This is a genomic window from Roseateles sp. GW823-FHT07B05, assembly GCF_058794515.1.
The window spans coordinates 830,827-854,776 of sequence record NZ_JBXAGX010000001.1 but is presented as its reverse complement, the minus strand read 5'-3'; the positions used below and the strand labels follow the sequence as shown (position 1 = coordinate 854,776).

14 protein-coding genes are annotated in these 23,950 nt (G+C 72.5%); 10 read left to right on the top strand and 4 right to left on the bottom strand.

The window, feature by feature from the left end; genetic code table 11:
* Positions 1-7: 7 nt before the first annotated feature.
* Together AC1Q7O_RS03535 and AC1Q7O_RS03530 are read left to right on the top strand one after the other, a co-directional pair.
* Positions 8-955: a hypothetical protein gene (locus AC1Q7O_RS03535; protein WP_492659086.1), complete on the top strand. Its 948-nt coding sequence runs from the start codon at positions 8-10 to the stop codon at positions 953-955.
* 9 nt (positions 956-964) lie between these two features.
* Positions 965-1,180 (top strand): type II toxin-antitoxin system antitoxin, encoded by a 216-nt coding sequence (locus AC1Q7O_RS03530; protein WP_394514281.1) that lies wholly within the window; start codon positions 965-967, stop codon positions 1,178-1,180.
* A gap of 140 nt (positions 1,181-1,320) precedes the next feature.
* Here the strand turns inward: AC1Q7O_RS03530 and nadB are convergent, their stop codons facing one another.
* The gene (gene nadB, locus AC1Q7O_RS03525) at positions 1,321-3,045 is read right to left on the bottom strand and encodes an L-aspartate oxidase (protein WP_492659234.1); all 1,725 of its coding nucleotides are present in this window, start codon (positions 3,043-3,045) and stop codon (positions 1,321-1,323) included.
* A 75-nt stretch (positions 3,046-3,120) separates the two neighbouring features.
* On the opposite strand from nadB, the gene AC1Q7O_RS03520 reads away from it, so the two are divergent.
* The 5 genes from AC1Q7O_RS03520 (at position 3,121) to AC1Q7O_RS03500 (ending at position 13,431) form a co-directional block, all read left to right on the top strand.
* A complete protein-coding gene (locus AC1Q7O_RS03520; protein ID WP_492659085.1) occupies positions 3,121-5,130 on the top strand; it encodes an alpha/beta hydrolase family protein in 2,010 nt (669 codons plus the stop codon).
* Positions 5,131-5,183: 53 nt separating this feature from the next.
* Entirely contained in the window at positions 5,184-7,199 is a 2,016-nt protein-coding gene (locus AC1Q7O_RS03515) for a S9 family peptidase (protein WP_492659084.1), read from the top strand.
* A 43-nt stretch (positions 7,200-7,242) separates the two neighbouring features.
* Positions 7,243-9,264 carry a S9 family peptidase gene (locus tag AC1Q7O_RS03510; RefSeq protein WP_492659083.1) on the top strand — a complete coding sequence of 674 codons (2,022 nt, stop codon included), beginning with the start codon at positions 7,243-7,245 and terminating at the stop codon, positions 9,262-9,264.
* Between the two features lie 61 nt (positions 9,265-9,325).
* The gene (locus AC1Q7O_RS03505) at positions 9,326-11,341 is read left to right on the top strand and encodes a S9 family peptidase (RefSeq protein ID WP_492659082.1); all 2,016 of its coding nucleotides are present in this window, start codon (positions 9,326-9,328) and stop codon (positions 11,339-11,341) included.
* An 86-nt stretch (positions 11,342-11,427) separates the two neighbouring features.
* Positions 11,428-13,431 (top strand): alpha/beta hydrolase family protein, encoded by a 2,004-nt coding sequence (locus AC1Q7O_RS03500; RefSeq protein WP_492659081.1) that lies wholly within the window; start codon positions 11,428-11,430, stop codon positions 13,429-13,431.
* On the opposite strand, the gene AC1Q7O_RS03495 is transcribed toward AC1Q7O_RS03500, so the two are convergent.
* Positions 13,432-14,307, bottom strand: a complete 876-nt coding sequence (locus tag AC1Q7O_RS03495; protein WP_492659080.1) for a sterol desaturase family protein — start codon at positions 14,305-14,307, stop codon at positions 13,432-13,434. It abuts the gene before it with no gap.
* 127 nt (positions 14,308-14,434) lie between these two features.
* Between AC1Q7O_RS03495 and AC1Q7O_RS03490 the strand changes: the two genes are divergently transcribed.
* The 3 genes from AC1Q7O_RS03490 (at position 14,435) to AC1Q7O_RS03480 (ending at position 17,795) form a co-directional block, all read left to right on the top strand.
* Complete coding sequence (locus tag AC1Q7O_RS03490; protein ID WP_492659079.1) at positions 14,435-15,421, top strand: AraC family transcriptional regulator; 987 nt, start codon at positions 14,435-14,437, stop codon at positions 15,419-15,421.
* Positions 15,418-16,380 (top strand): DUF2804 domain-containing protein, encoded by a 963-nt coding sequence (locus AC1Q7O_RS03485; RefSeq protein WP_492659078.1) that lies wholly within the window; start codon positions 15,418-15,420, stop codon positions 16,378-16,380. The genes AC1Q7O_RS03490 and AC1Q7O_RS03485 overlap by 4 nt, the downstream gene beginning before the upstream one ends.
* A gap of 89 nt (positions 16,381-16,469) precedes the next feature.
* Entirely contained in the window at positions 16,470-17,795 is a 1,326-nt protein-coding gene (locus tag AC1Q7O_RS03480; protein WP_492659077.1) for a GGDEF domain-containing protein, read from the top strand.
* A 22-nt stretch (positions 17,796-17,817) separates the two neighbouring features.
* Here AC1Q7O_RS03480 and clpB read toward each other — a convergent pair whose 3' ends face one another.
* Positions 17,818-20,409 carry an ATP-dependent chaperone ClpB gene (clpB, locus tag AC1Q7O_RS03475; RefSeq protein ID WP_492659076.1) on the bottom strand — a complete coding sequence of 864 codons (2,592 nt, stop codon included), beginning with the start codon at positions 20,407-20,409 and terminating at the stop codon, positions 17,818-17,820.
* Positions 20,410-20,504: 95 nt separating this feature from the next.
* On the bottom strand, positions 20,505-23,852 hold the full coding sequence (locus AC1Q7O_RS03470) for an ATP-binding protein (RefSeq protein WP_492662662.1): 3,348 nt from the start codon (positions 23,850-23,852) through the stop codon (positions 20,505-20,507).
* Between the last annotated feature and the right edge of the window lie 98 nt (positions 23,853-23,950).

Genomic DNA, 23,950 nt, shown 5'->3' with positions numbered 1-23,950 from the left:
GCGGGCCATGCGACGCGTCGTCGACCTGGCCTGGCTGGCGCTGCTGGCCTTCATGCTGGCCACCTGGCCCTGGCTGCCCGAGCTGGTGGGCGCGCCGCACGACGCGCTGCCGCGGCACCAGTACATGGCGCTGATGCTGGGCACGGCGGTGGTGCTGCCCTGGCTGGCCATCCGCGCGGCGCTGCTGGCGGCACGCCACGCGCCCGCGCTGGTGAATCTGCCCGACAAGGACTACTGGCTGGCGCCCGAGCGGCGCGAGCAGACGCTGGCGCAGCTGGACGAACGGCTGGCGGTGCTGAGCCTGGGCCTGGCGCTGCTGATCGCCGGGGTACACGGTCGCGAACTGCTGCGAGCCCATCCCGACTGGCCCCAGCTGCCGGACGCCGCGTGGATCGCCGGCGGCGTGGCGCTGGGGCTCGCCTTCCTGGCGTGGCTGGTGGCCTTCAAGCGGCACTTCGGCCGGCGCGCGCCGGTGGCTGCACCGCTTCCCGTGCGGCGCCGCACCTCGCGCAACGACGAGCTGGTGTGGCGCGAGGCCCAGCCGATGTGGCTGATGCTGCCCATCCTGGCCGGTGTCGCCATGTTCGCCGTCAAGGTGCACGAGTCCGCCCACGCCGTCACGCCGGTGCTGGTGTTCACGATCTGCGCGCTGATCCTGCTGCTGCTGGGCCGCCTCGTGACCGAGCTGCGCGGCGACAGCCTGCGCTGGCACTACGGCTGGCTGGGCTGGCCGCGCTGGCGGGTGGACCTGGACGACATCGTCACCGTCGAGCCGGCGCGCAGCAGCTGGTTCGAGGGCTGGGGCATCCGCACGACGGGCGAAGGCATGCTCTACAACAGCAGCGGCACGCAGGCCGTGCGGCTGACGCTGCGCGACGGCCGGCGGCTGCGGCTGGGCACGCGGGACCCGCAGCGGCTGGCGCAGCTGCTGCGCGACCGCCTGGCGGCAGGCTGAGGCACAGGCATGGCCAGCCCCGACAAGAAGAGCTTCGCGCTGCGGCTGGACCCCGCGCTGTGGGCGCAGATCGAGCGCCTGGCCGCGCAGGAGCTGCGCTCGGCCAACGCGCAGATCGAGTACCTGCTGCGCGACGCGCTGGCCCGGCGCGGCATCAAGCCGGCATCCAGCCCGGCGCCCAAGCGCGGGCGGCCGGCTGCCGAAACGCCGGAGAACGGTGAGTAGCGCCGTATTCGGGACGAGCGCCGGGCCGCCCCAAGCCGGCCCGGTTGGCGATGCTTGCGGCTCGACGCCGCAAGCATCGCCGTCCCCGCGGGGACCGACCAGGCGCGCCCGCGTTCAGCGTGGCGCGACTGGGCGAGGGGTCAACGTCTTCGTCGCTCGCTGATCAGGACTGTCGGGAAGCTCACCGGCAGCGTCTGCGGGTAGTCGCGGCTGTAGTGCAGGCCGCGGCTCTCATGGCGCATCAGCGCCGAGCGGACGATGAGTTCCGCGCAGTCGACGAGGTTGCGCAGCTCCAGCAGGTCTCGCGTGACGCGGAACGACCCGTAGTAGTCGTCGATCTCGCCGCGCAGCAGCTCGATGCGGTGCAGCGCACGCTCAAGCCGCTTCGTGGTGCGCACGATGCCGACGTAGTTCCACATCAGCAGGCGCAGCTCGTCCCAGTTGTGCGCGATGACGACCTGCTCGTCGGCGTTCTCGACCTGGCTCTCGTCCCAGGCCGGCAGCGGCGCAGCGGGCTGCACCGGCTGCGCCAGGATGTCCCCGGCGCAGGTCTGCCCCAGCACCACGCATTCCAGCAGCGAGTTGCTGGCCAGCCGGTTGGCGCCGTGCAGGCCCGTGTAGCCGGTCTCGCCCACGGCGTACAGGCCCGGCAGGTCGCAGCGGCCGGCCAGGTCCGTCACCGCGCCGCCGCAGGTGAAGTGCACGGCCGGCACGACGGGGATGGGCTGCTTCGCGATGTCGATACCCAGCTTCAGGCAGCGGGCATGGATGGTGGGGAAATGCTCGATGAGGAAGGCCTCGCCCAGGTGCGTGGCGTCCAGCCACACGTGGTCCAGGCCGTGCTTCTTCATCTCGAAGTCGATGGCGCGGGCGACGATGTCGCGCGGTGCCAGCTCCATGCGCTCGTCGTGCGCGGCCATGAAGCGCGTGCCGTCGGGCAACTTCAGGTGGCCGCCCTCGCCTCGCAACGCCTCCGTGATGAGGAAGCTGCGCTCCTGCGGGTGGTACAGGCAGGTCGGGTGGAACTGGATGAACTCCATGTTCGCGACGCGGCAACCGGCCCGCCAGGCCATCGCGATGCCGTCGCCCGTCGACGTGTCCGGGTTGGTCGTGTAGCGGTAGACCTTGCCGGCGCCGCCGGTTGCCAGCACGACGGCGCGCGCGGCCAGCGTCTCGACGCGCTGGGTGTCGATGTCCAGCGCGTAGACGCCGTAGACGCGCGGCGGCTCGTCGCGCTGCGCATGGCGCGACGTGATGAGGTCCAGCGCCATCCAGCGTTCGCACAGCTTGATGTTGGGATGGCGGCGGGCCACGGCCAGCAGCTGATCGTGGATGGCCTTGCCGGTGGCATCAGCCGCATGGGCGATGCGGCGCACCGCGTGGCCGCCCTCGCGCGTCAGGTGCAGGCCCATGGGGCCGGTGTCGTCGGGCGTGAAGGGCACGCCCTGCGCCACCAGCCAGCCCACCGCCGCGGCGCTGCGCTCGGCGATGAAGCGGGCCGTGCCCTCGTCGACGAGGCCTGCACCGGCGTCCTGCGTGTCGCGCACATGGCTGTCGATGGAATCGTCGCTGCCCAGCACGCCGACGATGCCGCCCTGGGCCCAGGCCGTGGCGGCCTCGGTCAGCTCGCGCTTGGCCAGCACGACGACGGGCACGGTATCGGCCAGGTGCAGGGCCACGGTCAGGCCAGCCAGGCCGGCGCCGATGATGACGACGGGGGCGTCGTCCGGGGTAGCAGCAGTCAACTCAGGGATCTCCGTGCTTCGCACTCCGAGGCGAGCGGCTCCGGGCGGCCGTGCGCCGCTCATGGCCGGGCATTGTCCCGCAGCGTCGCATCGGCTGCGGCGACGTGAGGATTGCCGGATCAAGCACCCAGGCTGCGCCGGTTCCGACCCTATGCTGCGCGAAAAATGACAGCGTTATCAAACGCAGGAGACAACGTGCAGACAACCTGGTTGCGCCACGCCGGCGCCCTCGCCGTGCTGGCCCTCGCGCTGGGCGCCGCCCGCGCCGCGCCGCCGCCGGCCGAGGTGTTCTTCAACGACGACGACATCGGCGAGGCGCAGCTGTCGCCGTCGGGCAAGCGGCTGGCACTGACCACCGCCAAGGGCGCCGGCCGCGTGGGCCTGGTGGTGCTGGACCTGGCGCCCGGCGGCCAGCTCACGCGCGCCACGCAGTCGGCCACGGCCGACGTCGCGCGCGTCAGCTGGGTCAACGAGGAGCGGCTGCTGTTCAGCCTCGTGGACCTGACCGAGATGAGCATGCCCACGCGCGCGCCGGGCCTGTTCTCGGTGAACGCCGACGGCAGCCGCCTGCGCATGCTGGTCAAGCGCACGGGCCGCGCCTTCATCAACACCGGCGACGGCGACGACCGCGTGCTGGAGTGGAACCACCAGCTGCTGGCCGTGCCCGAGGCCCGCGCCGGCGAGCCGGGCGAGGAGGCGCTGCTGGCCGAGTTCAGCCTGGACGGCCGCGGCACGCAGGCGCCGGTGTGGGTCAACACGCGCACCGGCATGACGCGCCGCTTCTCCGCCGCCGGCGCCCCCGCCGGCGTGGTGCAGTGGGTGCTGAACGGCCGCGGCGAGGCCCGCGCCGTGCTGACGCTGAACGGCGACCGCGTGCAGGCGCACTGGCTGCCGCCCGGCCAGTCGCAATGGCAGCCGCTGTTCGACACGCCGGTGCTGCAGCAGCCGTTCAAGCTGGAGAGCGTGGACCCGGACGGCACGCTGTACGTCAGCCACGTGCCCAAGGGCGAACGCCACAGCGTGCTGGCCCGCTACGACGCCGCGGCCAAGGCACCCGCCGACCCGCCGCTGGTGCGCACGCCGGGCTTCGACTTTGTCGGCCAGTTCGTCAAGGACGGCCCGCGGCAGCTGGGCGTGAACGCGCGCGCCGACAGCGACGTCAGCGTCTGGCTGGACGAGGGCATGAAGAAGTTCCAGGCCCAGGCCGACCGGCTCATGCCCGGACGCCTGAACCGCATCGACTGCCGCCGCTGCGGCCAGCCCGACATGATGGCGCTGGTGCACTCGTACAACGACCACGACCCCGGCAAGCTGTGGCTCTACCAGGGCCAGCCCGCCGCCGGCGAGCCCAAGTGGCGCGCCATCGGCCGCGTGCGCGAGGCGGTGGACCCGAAGCAGATGGCCGGGCTGGACCTGCAGACCATCACCGCCCGCGACGGCCGCGAGCTGCCCGTGTGGGTCACGCGGCCCGACGGCGCCCAGGGCCCGCTGCCGGCCGTCGTGCTGGTGCATGGCGGCCCGTGGATGCGCGGCACGGCCTGGCGCTGGAACAACTGGGCGCAGTTCATCGCGTCGCGCGGCTACGTCGTCATCGAGCCCGAGTTCCGCGGCAGCCTGGGCTATGGCGACGACCACTTCCGCGCCGGCTTCAAGCAGTGGGGCCAGGCCATGCAGGAAGACGTGACCGACGCGCTGAAGTGGGCGCAGAAGCAGGGCCTGGCCAGCGACCGCACCTGCATCGCCGGCGCCAGCTACGGCGGCTACAGCGCGCTGATGGGCCTGGCCAAGGACCCGGACCTGTACCGCTGCGGCATCGCCTGGGTGGCCGTGGCCGACCTGGAGCTGCTGGTGCAGGGCTCCTGGTGGGTGCCCGACGACACCGGCATGGCGCGCCGCCTGACGCTGCCCGACATGGTGGGCGACCCGGCCAAGGACGCCGCCATGCTGGCCGCCAACTCGCCCGTCAAGCTGGCCGCCCGCATGAAGGCGCCGCTGCTGCTGGCCTACGGTGAGGAGGACCTGCGCGTGCCGCTGGCGCACGGCAAGCGCATGCGCGACGCGCTGGCCGCCGTGGGGCGGCCGCCCGAGTGGGTCAGCTACCCGGGCGAAGGCCACGGCTTCAGCAAGCCCGAGCACCGGCTGGACTTCGCGCGCCGCATGGAGACCTTCCTGGCCCGGCACCTGGCGCCGGCGGCCGGCAACTAGGCCGTTATCCTCCCGCCGCTGCGCAGACGCACGCAGCATCCAGGGAGAGATTCTTGAAGCAGTTCATCCTCTGGGCCGGCCTCGCCGCCGGCCTTTCGTTGACCGCCACCCTCGCGCAGGCCGCGCCGCCGCCCGTCGAGGCGTTCTACCGCGACGCCGACATCCAGGACGTGCAGCTGTCGCCGTCGGGCCGCTGGCTGGCCATGACCGGGGCGCTGGGCGCCCGGCATGCGTCGCTGCTGGTGTTCGACGTGCAGGCCGGTGGCCAGCCACGGCGCGTCGCGCAGTTCCACGACGGCGACGTCGCCCAGGTGCACTGGGTCAACGACGAGCGCCTCGTGTTCAGCGTGCAGGGGCTGGAGAGCGGCAGCGACCGCCCCATCGGCGCACGCGGCCTGTACGCCGTCAATGCGGACGGTGGCAAGCCCCTGCAGCTGGTGCGCAACTTCGGCACGCGCCAGGTCAACGACGCCGGCAGCGCCGGCATGCTGACGTGGAACCACCGGCTGCTGAGCGTGCCGCTCACCCGCGGCGGCCAGCCGGGCGATGAAGTCCTCGTGGGCCGCGTGACGGTGAACGAGCAGCGCACCGTCACGCCGCTGTGGCTGAACACGCTGACCGGCCGCACGCGGAGCGCCGTGGCGCAACCGCCGGCCGACGTGGTGCGCTGGGTGACCGACCCGTTCGGCGAGCCGCGCGTGGCCATCGCCGTGCAGGGCAACCGCCAGACCACCTACTGGCACCAGCCCGGCGGCGACGACTGGCAGCCGCTGCAGGAAAGCCTCGTCGACGAAGCCCCCTTTGGCGTGACGGCCGTGGACGCCGACGGCGCGCTCTACGTGACGCAGCGCCGTGGCGCCGCCGGCCAGGCCGTGCTGACCCGCTACGACTTCGAGCGCCGCGCACCGGCCGAGCAGGCGCTGGTGGTCACGCCCGGCTTCGACTTCCGAGGCGCGCTGCGGCTGAACGAGGACGGCCGGCTGCGTGGCTTCAGCGTGGTGGCCGAGGGCGAGTCCACCGCCTGGCTGACCGACCGCATGCAAGCCGTCCAGGCCGACGTGGACGCCACGCTGCCGGGGCGCATCAACCGCATCAGCTGCCGGCGCTGCGGCCAGCCCGACATGGTGCTGCTGGTGCATTCCTACAGCGACCGCGAGCCCGGCGAATGGTGGGTGCACCGCAGCGGCGCGACCGACGGCAAGGCCTGGCAGCTGGTGGGCAGGGCACGCGGCGACATCCGCGCCGACGACATGGGCAGCCTGTCGTTGCACCGCATCGCGGCCCGTGACGGGCTGGAACTGCCGGTGTGGGTCACGCAGCCCGCCCACGGCAAGGCCGCGCGGCCCGCCGTCGTGTTGGTGCACGGCGGCCCCTGGCTGCGCGGCCACCTGTGGCGCTGGAACGCCGAGGCCCAGTTCCTGGCGTCGCGCGGCTACGTCGTCATCGAGCCCGAGTTCCGCGGCAGCACCGGCTATGGCGAGGCGCACTACCGCGCCGGCTTCAAGCAGTGGGGCCAGGCCATGCAGGACGACGTGGCCGACGCGCTGCGCTGGGCGCAGAAGCAGGGCCTGGCCAGCGACAAGGCCTGCATCGTCGGCAACAGCTACGGCGGCTACAGCGCGCTGATGGGCCTGGCCAACGACACCGGGCTGTACCGCTGCGGCATCGCGGGCCTGGCGGTGACGGACCTGGAGCTGCTGGTGCGCGGCTCCTGGTGGGTGGCGGACGACGCCTCCAGCCTGACCCGCTCGTACCACCTCCCCAAGCTGATCGGCAACCCCGAGCAGGACGCCGCGATGATCGCCGCCCACTCGCCGGTCAATCTCGCCGCCCGCATCAAGGCGCCGCTGATGCTGGTGTTTGGCGAGGAGGACAAGCGCGTGCCGCTGGCCCACGGCGAACGCATGCGCCGCGCGCTGCGCGAGGCCGGCAACGAGCCGGTCTGGGTCACCTACGCCCGCGAAGGCCACGGCTTCGGCCTGTGGCAGAACCGCGCCGACTACGCCCGCCGGACCGAGGACTTCCTGGCCCGGCACCTGCTGACCGACGGCGCGAAGACGGCGCCGTAACTCGACGACCGTGCAGACCGCGTGCTGCACCCGAAGGATTGTCATGACGATTGCCCACCGCTGGGGCCGCGCCATCGCCGGCCTGCTGCTGACCGCCACCCTCGCGCAGGCTGCGCCGCCGCCGGCCGAGCTGTTCTACCGCGACCCCGACATCGGCGAGGCCCAGCTGTCGCCGTCGGGGCGGCAACTGGCCGTTACCACGTCGCGCGGCGCCAAGCACGCCGGCCTGGCCGTCGTGGACCTCGCCACGGGCAAGTCCGTGCGCGCCGCGCAGTTCTACGACGGCAACGTGTGGCGCGTGCAGTGGGTCAACGAGAACCGGCTGGTGTTCAGTGTGCTGGACCCGTCCGACGGCAGCGCGATGAACACCGGCGCGCCGGGCCTGTTCGCCGTCAACCCCGACGGCAGCCAGCTGCGCCAGCTGGTGAGGCGGGAATGGGCGCCGGGCATCACCGACGGCACCGGCCGCAACGAACGGCTACTGGACTGGAACCACCGCGTGCTGCGCGTGCCGACGCCGCGTGCCGGTGACACCAACGAGGAGGTGCTGCTGGCCTGGTTCGCACTCGACGAACGCCGGGCGCAGAAGCCGCTGTGGGTGAACACCCGCACGGGCCGCACGCGGGCGGTCGACGTGATCGGCCCGCCGCACACCGTCACCTGGGAGACCGACAGCCGTGGCGAGCTGCGCGTGGCCCACACGCTTAATGCCGGCCGCGCCGGCGCCTTCTGGCGCGCGCCCGGCAGCGACGACTGGCAGCCGCTGTACGAAAGCAGCGTGATGGCGCTGCCGTTCCAGATCGAGGCCGTGGACGACGCCGGCCAGCTGTTCGTCACGCAGTCCGTCGGGCGCGGCGGCGAGAGCGTGCTCAAGCGCTACGACTTCGCGAAGCGCGCGCCGGAGAAGGAGCCGCTGGTGTCGGCGCCGGGTTTCGACTTCGTCGGCCACATCGTCACCGATGGCGAGGGCGCCGCGCTGGGCGTGCACGTGACGACGGACGGCGAAGGCACCGTCTGGTTCAACCCGGCGCTGAAGGCCTTGCAGGCCGAGGCCGATGCGCGCTTTTCCGGGCGCATCAACCGCCTGCAATGCCGCCGCTGCGGCCAGCCCGACATGGTGGCGCTGGTGACCAGCTTCAGCGACCGCGAGCCCGGCCAGCTGTGGGTCTACCAGGCCCGGCCGCCCGCGGGCGAGAAACCCTGGCGCGCCGTGGGGCGCGTGCGCGAGGACGTCAAGGCCGCCGAGATGGCCAGCCTGGACTTCCAGCGCATCAAGGCACGCGACGGGCGGGACCTGCCGGTGTGGATCACGCGCAGCCCGCAGGCCAAGGGGCCGCTGCCCGCCGTCATGCTGGTGCACGGCGGCCCGTGGGTGCGCGGCAATGACTGGCGCTGGAACGGCGAGGCCCAGTTCCTGGCGTCGCGCGGCTACGTCGTCATCGAGCCCGAGTTCCGCGGCAGCGAGGGCTACGGCGACAACCACTTCCGCGCCGGCTTCAAGCAGTGGGGGCTGGCCATGCAGGACGACGTGGCCGACGCGCTGCGCTGGGCGCAGCAGCAAGGCATTGCCAGCGACAAGGCCTGCATCGCCGGCGCCAGCTACGGCGGCTACAGCACGCTGATGGGGCTCATCAAGCACCCCGAGCTGTACCGCTGCGGCGTAGCCTCCATGGCAGTGACCGACCTCGATCTGCTCGTGGCAGGCTCGTGGCGGGTGGACGACGACACCTCCAGCATGGCGCGCCGACACACGCTGCCCGAGATGGTGGGCGACCCGGTGAAGGATGCGGCGCTGATCGCCGCGAACTCACCGGCGCGGCAGGCGGCCCGCATCAAAGCGCCGCTGCTTCTGGCCGTCGGCGAAAAAGACCGGCGCGTGCCGCTGGCCCACGGGGAACGGCTGCGCGACGCGCTGCGCGAGGCAGGCAACCCGCCGGTGTGGGTGGCCTACCCGGATGAAGGACATGGCTTGCTCGACGTGAAGAACCGCATCGACTTCGCCGAACGCATGGCGGCCTTCCTGGCCCGGCACCTGGGCGGTGCGGAGGCCCCGCCGGCACGCTGAACCCCATCGCTCAAACCCATCGCCACAACACGCGCCCGGCCAGGGCGCCTCAAGGAAAGTCGTGCTGAAGATCCGCCATCACTGCGCCGGCGTCATCGCTGCCCTGCTGTTGTCCATCACCGGCGCCCAGGCCGCGCCGCCGCCGGCGGCGGCGTTCTTCAAGGACGCCGACGTCACCGATGTGAAGCTGTCGCCATCGGGCCGGCAACTGGCCATCACGACGGCGCGCGGCCTTCAGCGCGTGGGGCTGGTGGTGTTCGACCTCGGCAGCGGCAAGCTGTCGCGCGCCGCGCATTTCGCCGACGCCGACGTCACGCGCGTCCGCTGGGTCAATGACGGCCGCCTGCTGTTCAGCATCGAGGATGTCTCCGAGGGCAGCGGGCGACCCAACGGGCAACCCGGCCTGTTCGCCGTCAACCCCGACGGGAGCGACATGCGGCAGCTCATCCGCCGCACCGGCCTGACATCGGCCAAGGACCGCTTTGGCAAGCTCGACCGGGTGCTGGACTGGAACCACCGGCTGCTGCGCGTGCCCGCACCGCGCGCCGATGTGGCCGTCGACGAGGTGTTGATCGCGCAGATCAGCATCGACGCCGACCGCATCGCGACGCCGCTGTGGATCAACACCCGCACCGGCATCACGCGCAAGGCCCACGCCAACGCGCCGGCGCACACCACCGGCTGGCTGACCGACAGCCACGGCGAGCTGCGCGTGGCCATCACGGAACACGCCGGCCGCCGCGCAGCGCACTGGCGCGGCCCGGGCCAGCAGGACTGGCGGCTGCTGTACGAGAGCGACCTGCTCAACCCGCCCTTCGGCCTGCACTCCGTGGACACGGCCGGCCGGCTCTACGTGACCAGGACGTTGGGGACAGATCAGCAAGGTGTGCTGACGCGCTTCGACTTCGAACGCGGTGCCCCTGATCCGCAGGCCCTCATCGAATCACCGGGCTTCAGCTTCACGGGCCAGCTGCTCGACGAAGGCGGCGGGCCGGCGCTGGGCGTGCGCCTGATCACGGATGTCGAGACGACGGTGTGGTTCCACCCCGCGCTGCAGGCATTCCAGCAGCAGGTCGACGCGCGAATGCCTGATCACATCAACCGCATCGACTGTCGCCGTTGCGGCGAGCCGGACATGACGGCGCTGGTGCGCAGCTTCAGCGACCGCGACCCCGGCCAGCTGTGGGTCTACCAGGCCCAACCGCCCCAGGGCGAGGAACGCTGGCGGGCCGTGGGCCGCGCGCGCAACGACGTGAAGCCCGCCGAGATGGCCACGATGGACTTCCACCGGATTCAGGCCCGCGACGGCCGCGACCTGCCGGTGTGGGTCACGCGCAGCCCTGGGGCCACGGGGCCGCTGCCGGCCGTCGTGCTGGTGCATGGCGGGCCCTGGGTGCGCGGCAACGTGTGGGGCTGGCACGCCTGGGGCCAGTTCCTGGCGTCACGCGGCTACGTCGTCATCGAGCCCGAGTTCCGCGGCAGCACCGGCTATGGCGACGCACACTACCGCGCCGGCTTCCGGCAATGGGGTCAGGCCATGCAGGACGACGTCGCCGACGCGCTGAAGTGGGCCCAGCAGCAAGGCATCGCGAGCAACAAGGCCTGCATCGCGGGCGGCAGCTACGGCGGCTACAGCACGCTGATGGGGCTCATCAAGGACCCCGACCTCTACCGCTGCGGCGTGGCCTGGGTGGCCGTGACCGACCTGGACCTGTACGTCAGCGGCTCCTTCTGGGTGCGCGACGACATCTCGGACACGGGACGTCAGTACCGCCTGCCTGACCTGGTGGGCGACCCGGTGAAGGACGCCGACATGATCGCCGCCCACTCGCCGGTCAAGCAGGCGGCTCGACTCAAGGCGCCGGTGCTGCTGGCCGTCGGCGAGGACGACCTGCGCGTGCCGCTGGCCCACGGCAAGTGCATGCGCGAAGCGCTGGCTGCAGCGGGCAATCCACCCGAGTGGGTGACCTACCCGGGCGAGGGTCACGGCTTCAGCGTCGTGAAGAACCGCGTCGACTTCGCCGAACGCGTGGCCGCCTTCCTGGCCCGGCACCTGCAATCCGGCGAGGGGAAATAAGCACGTCGTCGCGCGCTGCCCCGGCGCGCCGGGCCTATGCTCGCGCCGCTGTCAACGCTGTCAGAGAAACAGCCGTGGAGGAGACCGTGAACCCATTGCATCGCCTGGCCGGCGTCGTTGCCGGCCTTCTGCTGTCCACCGCCTGCGCGCTGGCCGCGCCGCCTTCCGCCGAGGTGTTCTTCAAGGACCCCGACCTCGTCGATGTGCAGCTGTCCCCCTCGGGCCGGCTGCTGGCCCTGACGTCGGCCAAGGGACTCAAGCGCGTGGGGCTGGCGGTGTTCGACCTGGGCAACGGCAAGGTCATGCGCACGGCGCAGTTCTCGGACGGTGACATCACGCAGGTGCAGTGGGTCAACGACAACCGGCTGGTGTTCGGCGTCGAGGACCTGTCCGACGGCAGCGGCCGCCCCAACGGCCTGCCAGGCCTGTTCGCCGTGAACCCCGACGGCCGCGACATGCGTCAGCTGGTGCGCCGCATGGGCAAGCCCGTCGTCACCGACGGCACCAACCGCAACGAGCGCCTGCTGGATTGGAACCACCGCCTGCTGCGCGTGCCCGCGCCGCAGGCCGGCGCCGAGGCCGGCGACGAGGTACTCGTCGCCCACATCAGCACCGACGAAAGCCGCGTCGCGTCGCCGCTGTGGCTGAACACCCGCACGGGCCGCACGCGCAGCGTCGAGACGCAGGCACCGCCCCACACCGTCGACTGGCTCACCGACAGCCGCGGCGAGCTGCGCGTGGCCGTCACGCAGTACGAGGGCCGCCGGGGCGCGCACTGGCGCGGGCCGGGCGACGCCGCGTGGCGCCAGCTCTACGACACGCCGCTGTTCAAGGCGCCGTTCACCCCCCATTCCGTCGACGACGCCGGCCAGCTCTACGTGACGCGCACACCGGGGCGCGACCAGCAGGTGGTGCTGGCCCGCTACGACTTCGCGCGCGGCGCGCCGGAGCCCCAGCCCGTCGTGACGGCGCCGGGCTTCGACTTCTGGGGCAAGCTGCTCAACGAGGGCGGCGGCGCGGCGCTGGGCGTGCGCCTCACGACCGACGGCGAGACCACCGTGTGGTTCCACCCGGCACTCAGGGCGCTGCAGGCCGAGGCCGACGCGCGCCTGCCCGGGCGCATCAACCGCGTCGACTGCCGCCGCTGCGGCGAGGCCGACATGACCGCGCTGGTGCGCAGCTTCAGCGACCGCGACCCGGGCCAGTGGTGGGTCTACCAGGCCCGACCACCCGAGGGCGAGAAGCCCTGGCGCGCCGTCGGCCGCGTGCGCAACGACGTGAAACCCGCCGACATGGCGACGATGGACTTCCACCGCATCCCGGCCCGCGACGGCCGTGACCTGCCGGTGTGGGTCACGCGCAGCCCTGGCGCCACGGGGCCGCTGCCGGCCGTCGTGCTGGTGCATGGCGGCCCCTGGGTGCGCGGCAATGTGTGGGGCTGGCGGCCCTGGGGCCAGTTCCTGGCGTCGCGTGGCTACGTCGTCATCGAGCCCGAGTTCCGCGGCAGCACCGGCTACGGCCATGCGCACTACAAGGCCGGCTTCAAGCAATGGGGCCAGGCCATGCAGGACGACGTGGCCGACGCGCTGAAGTGGGCGCAGCAGCAGGGCATCGCCGGCGGCAAGGCCTGCATCGCCGGCGCCAGCTACGGCGGCTACAGCACGCTGATGGGCCTCATAAAGGACCCCGACCTCTACCAGTGCGGCGTGGCCTGGGTGGCGGTGACCGACCTGGACCTCTACGTCAGCGGCTCCTGGTGGGTGCGCGACGACATCCCCGAGGCCGGCCGCCAATACCAGCTGCCCGACATGGTGGGCGATGCGGTGAAGGACGCCGACATGATCGTCGCCAACTCGCCGGTGAAGCAGGCCGCACGGCTGAAGCGGCCGGTGCTGCTGGCCTTCGGCGAGGACGACCTGCGCGTGCCGCTGGCCCACGGCAAGCGCATGCGCGACGCGCTGCGTGCCGCCGGCAACGAGCCCGAGTGGGTGACCTACCCCGGCGAGGGCCACGGCTTCAGCGTCGTGAAGAACCGCGTGGACTTCGCCGAGCGCATGGCGGCCTTCCTGGACCGCCACCTGAAGCCCTGATCACTCCCTGAAGCCGTTGGAGTGGCGCCGCCATTCCGGCGGCTTCCACAGGTGGGCCAGCCGCAGGCCCCAGGTCTTCTCGTGCGCCATGTCGCGGAACATGGACCGCCACTCATGCGCGTTCAGCCAGAACAGGTTGTGCGTGTAGAACGGGTGCTCCAGCCCGTAGTCCACCGGCGCGTCCTCGGGCTCGAAGGTGCCGAACAGGCGGTCGAACACGATCAGCATGCCGCCGAAGTTCTTGTCGATGTACTGCGGGTTGCGGCCGTGGTGGGCGCGGTGGTGCGACGGCGTGTTGAAGATGAACTCGAACCACGCCGGCATCTTGCCCACCCAGCTCGTGTGCACGAAGAACTGGTAGCCCAGGTTCAGCGACAGCGCGAACAGCACCCAGCGTGGCTCGAAGCCGAGGGCCACGGCCGGCAGGTAGAACAGCCAGTTGCCGGCGACGGGGTAGAACCAGCTCTGCCGCAGCGCGGTGCCGAAGTTCATCTTCTCGGAGCCGTGGTGCACGACGTGCGCGCACCAGAACCAGCGGATGCGGTGGCTGCCGCGGTGGAACCCGTAATAGAGAAACTCGACGAACAGGAACAGGCCGAGAAAGCGCAGCGGCGTCACGTCCACGGTGAACAGCCGGTGGTCGTACACCCAGCCCATGGCCGGCAGCACCAGCACCGTCAGCAGCACCAGGTCGGTGACGAGGTAGCTGCCGCCGCTGTTCAGGCTGTCGAAGCTGTCCCAGAGGTCGAACACACCGGTCTTGCGGAAGCGCCAGGCCTCGCTGGCGATGGCGATCATGAAGATCGGCGACAGCATCACCAGCGTCAGGTCGCGCCAGTCGAAATGGCGTTGGTAGAGGTCGAGCAGCCAGTCCATGCCGCGATGTTGGCGCCAAACCGCCGCGGCTTCTTGACGGCAAACCCCGAGTTTTTGACGGATCGCGCCAGGCCTGGGGTGATCCCGCAGCGGCGCCCACGCACCGCCGCGGGATGATTTCGGCCCCATGGATGACACCCGCGTTGCCGCCAGCTATGTCCAGCTGCTCTTCGAGCACCTGGCGGCGCTGGGCCGTGCCGCCGACCTGGGCGAGCCGCCGGCGCCGACCGAGCGCTTCGTTGCGCTGAAGCGCTGGCAGGCGCTGCTGCAGCGGGCGCGCGAGCTGGACCCCGGTCCCAAGGCGACGTTCACGCTGCGGCTGGCGCGCGGCATCGCACCGCGGCACTTCGGCATCGTCGGCTTCGCGGCGCTGGCCTCTAGCACGCTGGCCGAGGCGCTGCAGCGGCTGGAGCGCCACCACCGCGCCATCTACGACGTCAACCTGGCCCAGGTGCGCCCCTGCGCCGAGGGCCTGTGCATCGAATGGGGCGTGGAGCGCGGCCGGCCCGGCGCGCTGGTGGACGAGACCGCCATCGCCGCGCTGATGCAGCTGACGCGCGAGTTCACCGGCCGGCCGGTGCGTGCACTGGCGGTGGACTTCGTCAACCCGCGGCCGGCCGACGTGCGGCCGTATGAAGACTTCTTCGGCGGCCCGGTGCGCTTTGGCCAGCCCAGCACGCGCGTCATGCTGGCCACGCGCGACCTCGCACTGCCGCTGCGCGGCGCCGATGCTGCGCTGCTGGCGCTGCTGGACGCGCAGGCCGAAAGCCTGCTGCAGGAGGTGGCCGCCGTGACCGGGCCGGTGGCCGTGTGGCGCCAGGCGCTGGTGGGGCTGATCCGCAGCGGCCGCACGCAGCTGGCCGACCTGGCCGACAGCCTGCAGATGAGCCCGCGCAGCCTGCAGCGCCGCCTCGCCGACCACGGCCACAGCTTCCAGACGCTGCTGGGCCAGACGCGCCAGCAGCTCGCCGAGGCCTATCTGCGCGACGCCAGCGTCGAGCTGGCCGAGGTGGCGCTGCTGCTGGGCTATTCCGAACAAAGCGCCTTCACGCGCGCCTTCCGGCAGTGGACCGGCCAGGCGCCGCTGCAATGGCGCCGGCAGCACGCACGATGACTCCTGCTCCCGACACCGTCGTCATCGACGGCGCCCCCGCCCACGGCCGCTACACCGGCAGCATCCCGGCCATCGACTGGTCGGCGCTGAAGCCGCGCCCGGGCTGGCTGTGGCGGCGGCTGCATCACAAGCGCTGGCATTACGTGGGCCTCGGCAACGACGCCGTGTTCATCGGCGTCGCCATCGTCGACGTCGGCTGGGCCGCCAGCGCCTTCGCCTACCTGTTCGACCGCCAGACCCGCACGCTGCGGGCCGACTGGAGCCAGGACGGCCTGCCCGGCCTGCAGGCCCGGGTGGGCGACGCGCCGCTGACCGGCGCCGACGCGTGGTTCCGTGGCCCCGGCGCGCGGCTGTCGCTGCGCGAGGCGGGCGGGCGGCTGCAGCTGCAGGTCGCCACGCGCGCGCTGCGCATCGACGCCGAGCTGGACCTCGCCGCCATGGCGCCGCCGCTGCTGGCCATCGGCCCTATCGCCGGCGGCCTGGTGCATGCGACGCAGAAGACCACCGCCCTGCCCGTGCGCGGCCATGCCGAGGCGGGCGGCCAACGCTTTGCGCTGGACGGCGCCTGGGGCGCGGTCGACGCCTCCAACGGCCTGCTGGCGCGCGACACCGCCTGGCGCTGGGCCAGCGCGCATGGGCCGGGCGTCGGCTTCAACCTGCAGCAGGGCTACTTCGGCCACCACGAGAACGTGCTGTGGCTGGACGGCCGGCCCACGCCGCTGGGCGCGGCGCAATTCGATTTCGACGCGACGCGCCCGCTGAGCGCCTGGCGGGTGCGCACCGACGACGGCCTGCTGGACCTCGTCTTCACGCCCGAGGGCGCCCGCGCGGCGAACAAGCACCTGGGCGTCGCCGCCAGCCGCTACGTGCAGCCGGTGGGCACCTTTGCCGGCACCGTGAAGGGCCGCGCCGTGACCGATCTGCTGGGCGTGACCGAGGACCACCGCTCGCTGTGGTGACCGATGCCACAGCCGGTGACAGTTCGTGCGCTGACGCCGCCGCGCGCAGGCCCTAAAGTGGCCGGCACCACGATCGTCGACCGAGCTGCGTGCGCCCCGACCTGAGCCCCCCCACCCTGCTGCTGGGCGCAATCGCGCTGACGCTGGCGGCGCTGGCCGGCGTGGAACTGCTGCCGGCCCGCACGCTGGAACTGACCGCTCCCGGCGCCGTCAGCAACCTGTTCCTGATGCAGCCCGGCGACGCGCAGGACCAGCCTCCGGTGCAGTGGGTGGATGCCGCGCAGCTGCACTGGCGCTGCCGCTACACCGGCTTCGACAAATACCAGCCCTGCGGCCTGACCTTCAGCCTCACCGGCGACGACGCCACGCGCGGCGTGGACCTGAGCCGCTTCGACACGCTGGAGATGGAGCTGGCCTACCGGGGCCCGTCACCGTTCGTGCGCGTGGCCATCCGCAACTTCGACCCGCGCTTCTCGAAGCTGGAAGACGGCAACAGCTCGCGCATGCACTCCGTCAACCTGCGGCCGCGCGACATCGCCGGGCCCATCACGCTGGAGCTCGGTGAACTGACCGTGCCCGAGTGGTGGGTTCACCAGTTCAACCTGCCGCGCGAGTACAACCGCCCGGGCCTGGAGAACGCCACCGCGCTGTCCATCGACCTGCCGTCCGACCTGGCCGGCCAGGAGCACGAGCTGCAGCTGCGCCGCCTGACGTTCAAGGGTGAATGGATAGGCCGCGACCGCGTCTACCTGGGCATCCTGTGCACCTGGCTGCTGGCGGCCGGCCTGATGGCGCTGCACGGCTGGAAGCAGCTGCGCCAGAGCCACCACCGCCAGCAGCGCGAGATCGACGCGCTGACCGTGCGCACGCGGCTGCTGCGCATCGAGCAGGACCGTCTGCGCCGGCTGGCCACCATCGACGAACTGACCGGCGTGCTCAACCGCCGCGGGCTGGAGCAGGCGCTGGACGACTTCGAGGAAGCCGCCCAGGGCATGACGCTGGTGATGCTGGACATCGACCACTTCAAGCACGTCAACGACCGCCACGGCCACGACTGCGGCGACGAGGTGCTCAAGCGCGTCACCGCCGTCGTGGCGGCCAACCTGCGCGCCAGCGACGTGTTCGGGCGCTGGGGTGGCGAGGAGTTCCTCATCGCTTGCCAAGGCACGCGCATCCGCGACGCAGCGCGCCTGGCCGAGAAGCTGCGCGACCGCGTGCAGGCCAGCGGCATCAACAGCTCGGCCGGCCGCATCGACGTGACGGCCAGCTTCGGCGTGGCGCTGGCCCCGCCGGGCCTGCCGGCCGCCGGTGCGCTCCAGCGCGCCGACGAGGCGCTCTACCGCGCCAAGGAAGCCGGCCGCAACCGCGTCGAAGTCGACAAGTCGCTGCAAAGCGACGCGCCGACCACGGTCTGACCCGTGGCCGGCCGCGCGGGCCTCAGTGAACGACCCGGCCGAACGAGAACTCGCTGCCGTCCACGTCCACCGGGATCACGTCCTTCGGCCCGAATTTGCCTTCCAGGATCAACCGGGACAGCGGGTTCTCCACGCGCTGCTGGATGGCCCGCTTCAGCGGCCGGGCGCCGAACACCGGGTCGAAGCCGACCTTGGCGATCTCGTCCAGCGCGGCCTCGGACACGTCCAGCTTCATCTCCAGCTTCTCCAGGCGTGCCTCCAGCTGGCGCAGCTGGATCCTGGCGATGGCCTTGATGTTCTCGGCGCCCAGCGCGTGGAAGATGACGGTCTCGTCGATGCGGTTCAGGAACTCGGGCCGGAAGTGGCTCTTGACCTCGCCCCACACCGCGTCACGGATGACGTCCTCGCCCTGCCCCGCCAGCGCCATGATGTGCTGGCTGCCGAGGTTGGACGTCATCACGATGACCGTGTTCTTGAAGTCCACCGTGCGGCCCTGGCCGTCGGTCAGGCGGCCGTCGTCCAGCACCTGCAGCAGCACGTTGAACACGTCCGGATGCGCCTTCTCGACCTCGTCCAGCAGCAGCACCGAGTAAGGCTTGCGGCGCACGGCTTCGGTCAGCGTGCCGCCTTCCTCGTAGCCCACGTAGCCGGGAGGCGCGCCGATCAGGCGGCTGACCGAGTGCTTCTCCATGAACTCGCTCATGTCGATGCGCACCATGTGGTCTTCGCTGTCGAACAGGAAGCCCGCGAGCGCCTTGCACAGCTCGGTCTTGCCGACGCCCGTGGGGCCGAGGAACAGGAAGCTGCCCAGCGGCCGGTTCGGGTCGCTCAAGCCGGCGCGTGAGCGGCGGATCGCGTCGGAGACGGCCTGGATGGCCTCGTCCTGCCCCACCACGCGCTCGTGCAGCTTGCCTTCCATCTGCAGCAGCTTCTCGCGCTCGCCCTGCATCAGCTTGGAGACGGGGATGCCCGTGGCACGCGCCACGACCTCGGCGATTTCTTCGGCGCCCACCAGCGTGCGCAGCAGCTGCGGCTTGTTGCCGCCCACCTTGCTGGCTTCCTTGTCCTGCGCTTCCTTGAGCTGCTTCTCCAGCCCCGGCAGCTTGCCGTACTGCAGCTCGGCGACCTTGTTGAAGTCGCCCTTGCGCTTGAGTTCCTCGATCTGCTGGCGGATGCGGTCGATCTCTTCCTTCACGTGCGCCGAGCCCTGGGCCTGCGCCTTCTCGGCGGTCCAGATCTCTTCCAGGTCGTCGTACTCGCGCTGCAGCTTCAGCAGCTCTTCCTCGATGAGGGCGAAGCGCTTCTGCGAGCCCTCGTCCTTTTCCTTGCGCACGGCCTCGCGCTCGATCTTCAGCTGGATCATGCGGCGGTCCAGCCGGTCCATGGCCTCGGGCTTGGAGTCGATCTCGATCTTGATCTTGGCGGCGGCCTCGTCGATCAGGTCGATGGCCTTGTCGGGCAGGAAGCGGTCGGTGATGTAGCGGTGGCTCAGCTCGGCCGCGGCGACGATGGCCGGGTCGGTGATCTCCACGCCATGGTGCACCTCGTACTTCTCCTGCAGGCCGCGCAGGATGGCGATGGTGGCCTCCACGCTGGGCTCGTCCACCAGCACCTTCTGGAATCGCCGCTCCAGCGCGGCGTCCTTCTCGACGTACTTGCGGTATTCGTCCAAGGTGGTGGCGCCGATGCAGTGCAGCTCGCCGCGCGCCAGCGCGGGCTTGAGCATGTTGCCGGCGTCGATGGCGCCCTCGGCCTTGCCGGCGCCCACCATCGTGTGGATCTCGTCGATGAACAGGATGGTCTGCCCCTCGTCCTGGGCCACTTCCTTCAGCACACCCTTCAGCCGCTCCTCGAAGTCGCCGCGGTACTTGGCGCCGGCCAGCAGCAGCGCCATGTCCAGCACCAGCACGCGCTTGTTCTTCAGGGAATCCGGCACCTCGCCGTTGATGATGCGCTGCGCCAGGCCTTCGACGATGGCCGTCTTGCCCACGCCCGGCTCGCCGATCAGCACCGGGTTGTTCTTGCTGCGGCGCTGCAGCACCTGGATGGCGCGGCGGATTTCTTCATCCCGGCCGATGACCGGGTCCAGCTTGCCCAGGCGGGCGCGCTCGGTCAGGTCCAGCGTGTACTTCTTCAACGCCTCGCGCTGGCCTTCGGCTTCGGCGTTGTCGACCTTCTGCCCGCCACGCACCGACTCGATGGCGGCTTCGAGCGCCTTGCGCGTCAGGCCGTGGCCGCGCACGACGCCGGCCAGGTCCGTCTTCGCGTCCGCCAGCGCCAGCAGGAACATCTCGCTGGCGATGAACTGGTCACCGCGCTTGCCGGCCTCCTTCTCGGCCGCCTGCAGCAGCGCGACGAGGTCGCGCCCCGCCTGCACGGTCTGCCCGGCGCCGCTGACCTGCGGCAGGCCGGCCATCAGGCCGTCCAGCGCCGTCTTCAGCGCGGGCGACTTCACGCCGGCGCGCTCCAGCAGCGCGCGCGGCCCGTCGTCCTGGGCCAGCATGGCCGACAGCACGTGGACGGGCTCGATGTAGGGGTTGTCACGGCTCAGGGCCAGGCTCTGCGCCTCTCCCAGGGCTTCCTGGAAACGGGTGGTGAACTTGTCGGCTCGCATGGATGGGTCCTCCGGTTGCGAAACCAAGTGGGCGCCCTTGTCCGCTTTTCAAGTTGCGCTGGATCAAGGCATGAGCGACCGCCCGGCCGAAGAGCTCAGACCGCGCCCGGGCGCTGCCGTTCCTGCAGCAGCTGCCGGACGGCGTCATGTCGGGTCTCGAAGCCGGGGCGGAACGCGGCGGGAAGGTGGGCCAGCGCGACCTCCAGCCAGCGCCAGCCCTCGCGCAGCGCGGCCGCGGCACCCGCCTCGTCCCCACCCGCCCGCAGCGCCTCGCAGGTCATCCACCAGAAGCTCGGCGCGTCCAGGTCCAGTGGCTCGGTGCGCGCACTCAGCGCCACGGCCTCGCGGGCGCTGCGGGCCGCCTCGTCGCCGCGCCCGAGCCGGCGCAGCGCGTCGGCACGGCCGATGAGCGCCCGCATGCGCGCCGGCGCCATCGCCTCGGTGAGGCCGGCCGCCAGGCGCTCGTGCAACGCCAGCGACGCCGCCGGCGCTTCGAACGCGGCGATGGCGAACTCGAACATCAGCCGGTCCGGCTGGTTGGGTTCCGCCGGCAAGGCCTCGGCCGCCGCCAGCAGCACCGCCAGGCCCGAGCGCCCCTCGGCAGCCGCCAGCAGGGCCAGCAGGCGCTGGCGCGCCAACCACTTGCCGACATCGGGCCCCTCGCCGGCCCGGCCCAGCACCTGCCGCGCCCGCGTGAACTGGCCCACGCGCAGAAAGAGCCGCGCCAGCCGTTGGCGCACGGTGACTTCCCACTCCGCCGCCTGCCCACGCTGGAACTGCTGCAGCGACCACTCCAGCAGCTCCAGCGCCTCCGTGAAGCGGCCGGCCTGCATGAAGGCCGTGGCGGTGTGCACGAAGTTGGCGGCCTGGGCCAGCCCCTCCGGCCGGCCCATGCGGCGCCAGAACTCGCGCGACCGCTCCAGGCAGGCCAGCGCCTCGTCAGCACGCCCCAGGTATTGCAGCGCGACGGCCAGGTTGCTGAGGTGGTCCTGCGCGTCGCCCAGGTCGCCGATCAGCTCTGCCAGCTCGGCGGCCTCCGACAGCGGCTGCAAGGCCGCCTCATAGCGGTCGGCCACGACGAGCGCGTAGCCCTGCGCGCCGCGGAAGTCACGCCGCGCCCAGGTCGCCTCGGTGCCGCTGGCGCCGCCCTGGGCGGCGTCGAACCGGGCCAGGCCGGCGTCGACCTGCCGGGTCAGCGCCAGCGCCAGCCCCAGCCAGCCGGCCGCCGCCAGCGCCGCGCTCGCATCGCCCAGGCGCTGCGCCAGCGCCACGGCCCGCCGCGCCGGCTCCTGCGCCGCCAGCGGCGTGTTCTGCACCAGCCGCAGCTTGGCCTCGTGCACGTCCACCGCCAGGCGCTCGGCGTCGCCGTCGGCCAGCGCGCGCAGCGCCTGCAGCCGCTGCTCGATGCGCTCCGGCGCCTCGGCGTACATCGAGGCCGCCGCCGCCAGCAGCGCGGCGCGGAACTCGCCGCGCGCGTCGCCGCCCTCGCGGTGGCAGGCCAGGGCCGCGTCCAGCAGCTGCAGTTCCTCGGCACGGCGCGCGGCCTGCCGCGCCAGCTCGGCGGCGCGCTCGTACTGCACGGCGGCCTGCGGCCAGCGCTGCGCCGCCTGCCAGTGCCAGGCCACGCGGGCCGGCGCGCCGCCCTGGGCCTGCAGCACGTCGGCGATCAGCGGGTGCAGCAGCCGCGCCACGGCGTCGGGCAGCGTGGCCCGCACCGTCTCGGCCGCGAGGTCGAAGGCCACGCCCTCGTCGCCCAGCAGCTGGGCGGTCGCCAGCTCCTGCACGGGGTCGGCCAGGTCCACCGGGTGCAGGCCCAGCACGGCGGCGGCGGCCGGCAGCGTGTAGCCGCCCTCCATCAGCGCCGCCACGCGCAGCAGCCGCAGCGCCTGGGGCGACAGCCCGGCCAGCCGCGCGGCGATGCGCTCGCGCAACGCACCGGCCGGCGCGCCCGCCTCGGCCGCGCCAGGCGGCGGCAGCCGCCCGCGCCCCGCCCGCAGCAGCTCCAGCATGAACAGCGGCCGCCCGCCGGTGCGGCGCAGCAGCTCGGCGGCGAGGCGGCCGCGCGACGCGGCGCCGTCGTCGGCCGGCAGCTGCAGCGTGTCGACGAAGCGCTCCACCTGCGGGCCGTCCAGCGGCGCCAGGTCGATGCGGCAACCGTCGCCGGCGGGCAGCCGGGCCACCACGCCCTCGGGCAAAGCATCGCCGCCGCGCCAGGTCATCAGCAGCCCGGGCCCGTTGTGGCCTGATGTGGCCGCGGTTCCCAGCAGGCAGGCCAGCGACGCGGCATCCGCCCACTGCAGGTCGTCGATGACGACGTCGTCCGTGCCGCCGTCGGCCGTCAGCAGTGCGGCCCAGGCCTGCTGCAGCCGCAGCGCCTCCACGTGGCCCGCGGCGGGCTCGCCCATCTCGGGGCACCAGCGCGCCAGCTCGGCACGCGCCCAGTCGGGCAGCGCGGGCGCCGCTCGCCACACAGACCGCAGGGCCCGCGCCAGCAGCGCATGCGGCGTGTCCGCATCGCCCGCATGGGCCTTCAGCCACAGCGCCCGGGCGCCCGCAGCGCGCAGCACCTCCTCGGCCAGCCGCGACTTGCCGATGCCCGCCTCGCCCACCAGCAGCACCCACTGCCCGGCCGCCCGGGCCTGCGCGATGCGCGCCCACTCGGCCTCGCGCCCCACCAACTGCGGCGGGTGGCGCAGCGCCGCCTGCAAGGCCGCCGGCATGCCGGCATCCACCGGCACCAGTGCGCGCGGCGGCTCGCTGCGCTCGATGAGCCGGGCCAGCGCCTGCGTCTCGTCGCCGGCCGCCACGGCCAGCCCGTCGCGCAGCGCCACGCGGCAGGCCTCGTAGGCCGCCAGCGCCGCGGCCCGGTCGCCGCGCCGGTAATGCAGCCGCATGACGCGCCGGTGCGCATGCTCGCTCAACGGGTTGGCCTGCACCACCGACTGCGCCCAGCCCAGCGCCTCGGCCAGCCGGCCCTGGCCCTCCAGCGCCTCGCTGCGGCTGGCGCCGCGCGCCTCGGCCTCGGCGCGCCAGCGTGCCCGCCAGGCTTCCACGCGCTCGTGCAGGCCGGCGAGGTCGCCGTAGTCCAGCCCGCTCAGCAGCTCCTCGTCCGGCCGCTGCGGCACGTCGGCCAGCTCGGCGGCGAGGTCGTGCGCGACGGCCGGGTGCAGCGCCAGCCGCTCCTTGCCGAGCACCAGCTCCACGCCCAGCGCGCGACGCAGGCGGAACAGCCGCTGCCGCAGGCTGGCCAGCGCCTGCGCGGGCGCCAGCTCGGGCCAGATCGCCCGCGCCAACTCCTGCCGGGCCGCGGCGCCCTGCCAGGCCAGCCAGGCGAGCAAGGCCGCGTCGCGCCGCTCCAGCGCATGCGGCGGCCGGGCTGCGGCCAACACCGCGGGCTGGCCCAGCAGGCGAAGGCGGACGGTGTCGGGCGGGAGCGCGGACATGGGCGGCGGGCGGGCGACGGGCGCGGAGATTGTCAGCCGAGGCCCCGACAAAGGCCCTTGGTAGTAACGCCCCAGTAACGCCGACCCGGCGAAGCTGC

Excerpts from the sequence above, each read along its gene's own strand:
- AC1Q7O_RS03535 (WP_492659086.1), top strand. The coding sequence starts at position 8 with ATGCGACGCGTCGTCGACCTGGCCTGGCTGGCGCTGCTGGCCTTCATG.
- AC1Q7O_RS03530 (WP_394514281.1), top strand. The coding sequence starts at position 965 with ATGGCCAGCCCCGACAAGAAGAGCTTCGCGCTGCGGCTGGACCCCGCG.
- AC1Q7O_RS03510 (WP_492659083.1), top strand. The coding sequence starts at position 7,243 with ATGACGATTGCCCACCGCTGGGGCCGCGCCATCGCCGGCCTGCTGCTG.
- AC1Q7O_RS03495 (WP_492659080.1), bottom strand. The coding sequence starts at position 14,307 with ATGGACTGGCTGCTCGACCTCTACCAACGCCATTTCGACTGGCGCGAC.
- AC1Q7O_RS03490 (WP_492659079.1), top strand. The coding sequence starts at position 14,435 with ATGGATGACACCCGCGTTGCCGCCAGCTATGTCCAGCTGCTCTTCGAG.
- AC1Q7O_RS03485 (WP_492659078.1), top strand. The coding sequence starts at position 15,418 with ATGACTCCTGCTCCCGACACCGTCGTCATCGACGGCGCCCCCGCCCAC.
- clpB (WP_492659076.1), bottom strand. The coding sequence starts at position 20,409 with ATGCGAGCCGACAAGTTCACCACCCGTTTCCAGGAAGCCCTGGGAGAG.
- AC1Q7O_RS03470 (WP_492662662.1), bottom strand. The coding sequence starts at position 23,852 with ATGTCCGCGCTCCCGCCCGACACCGTCCGCCTTCGCCTGCTGGGCCAG.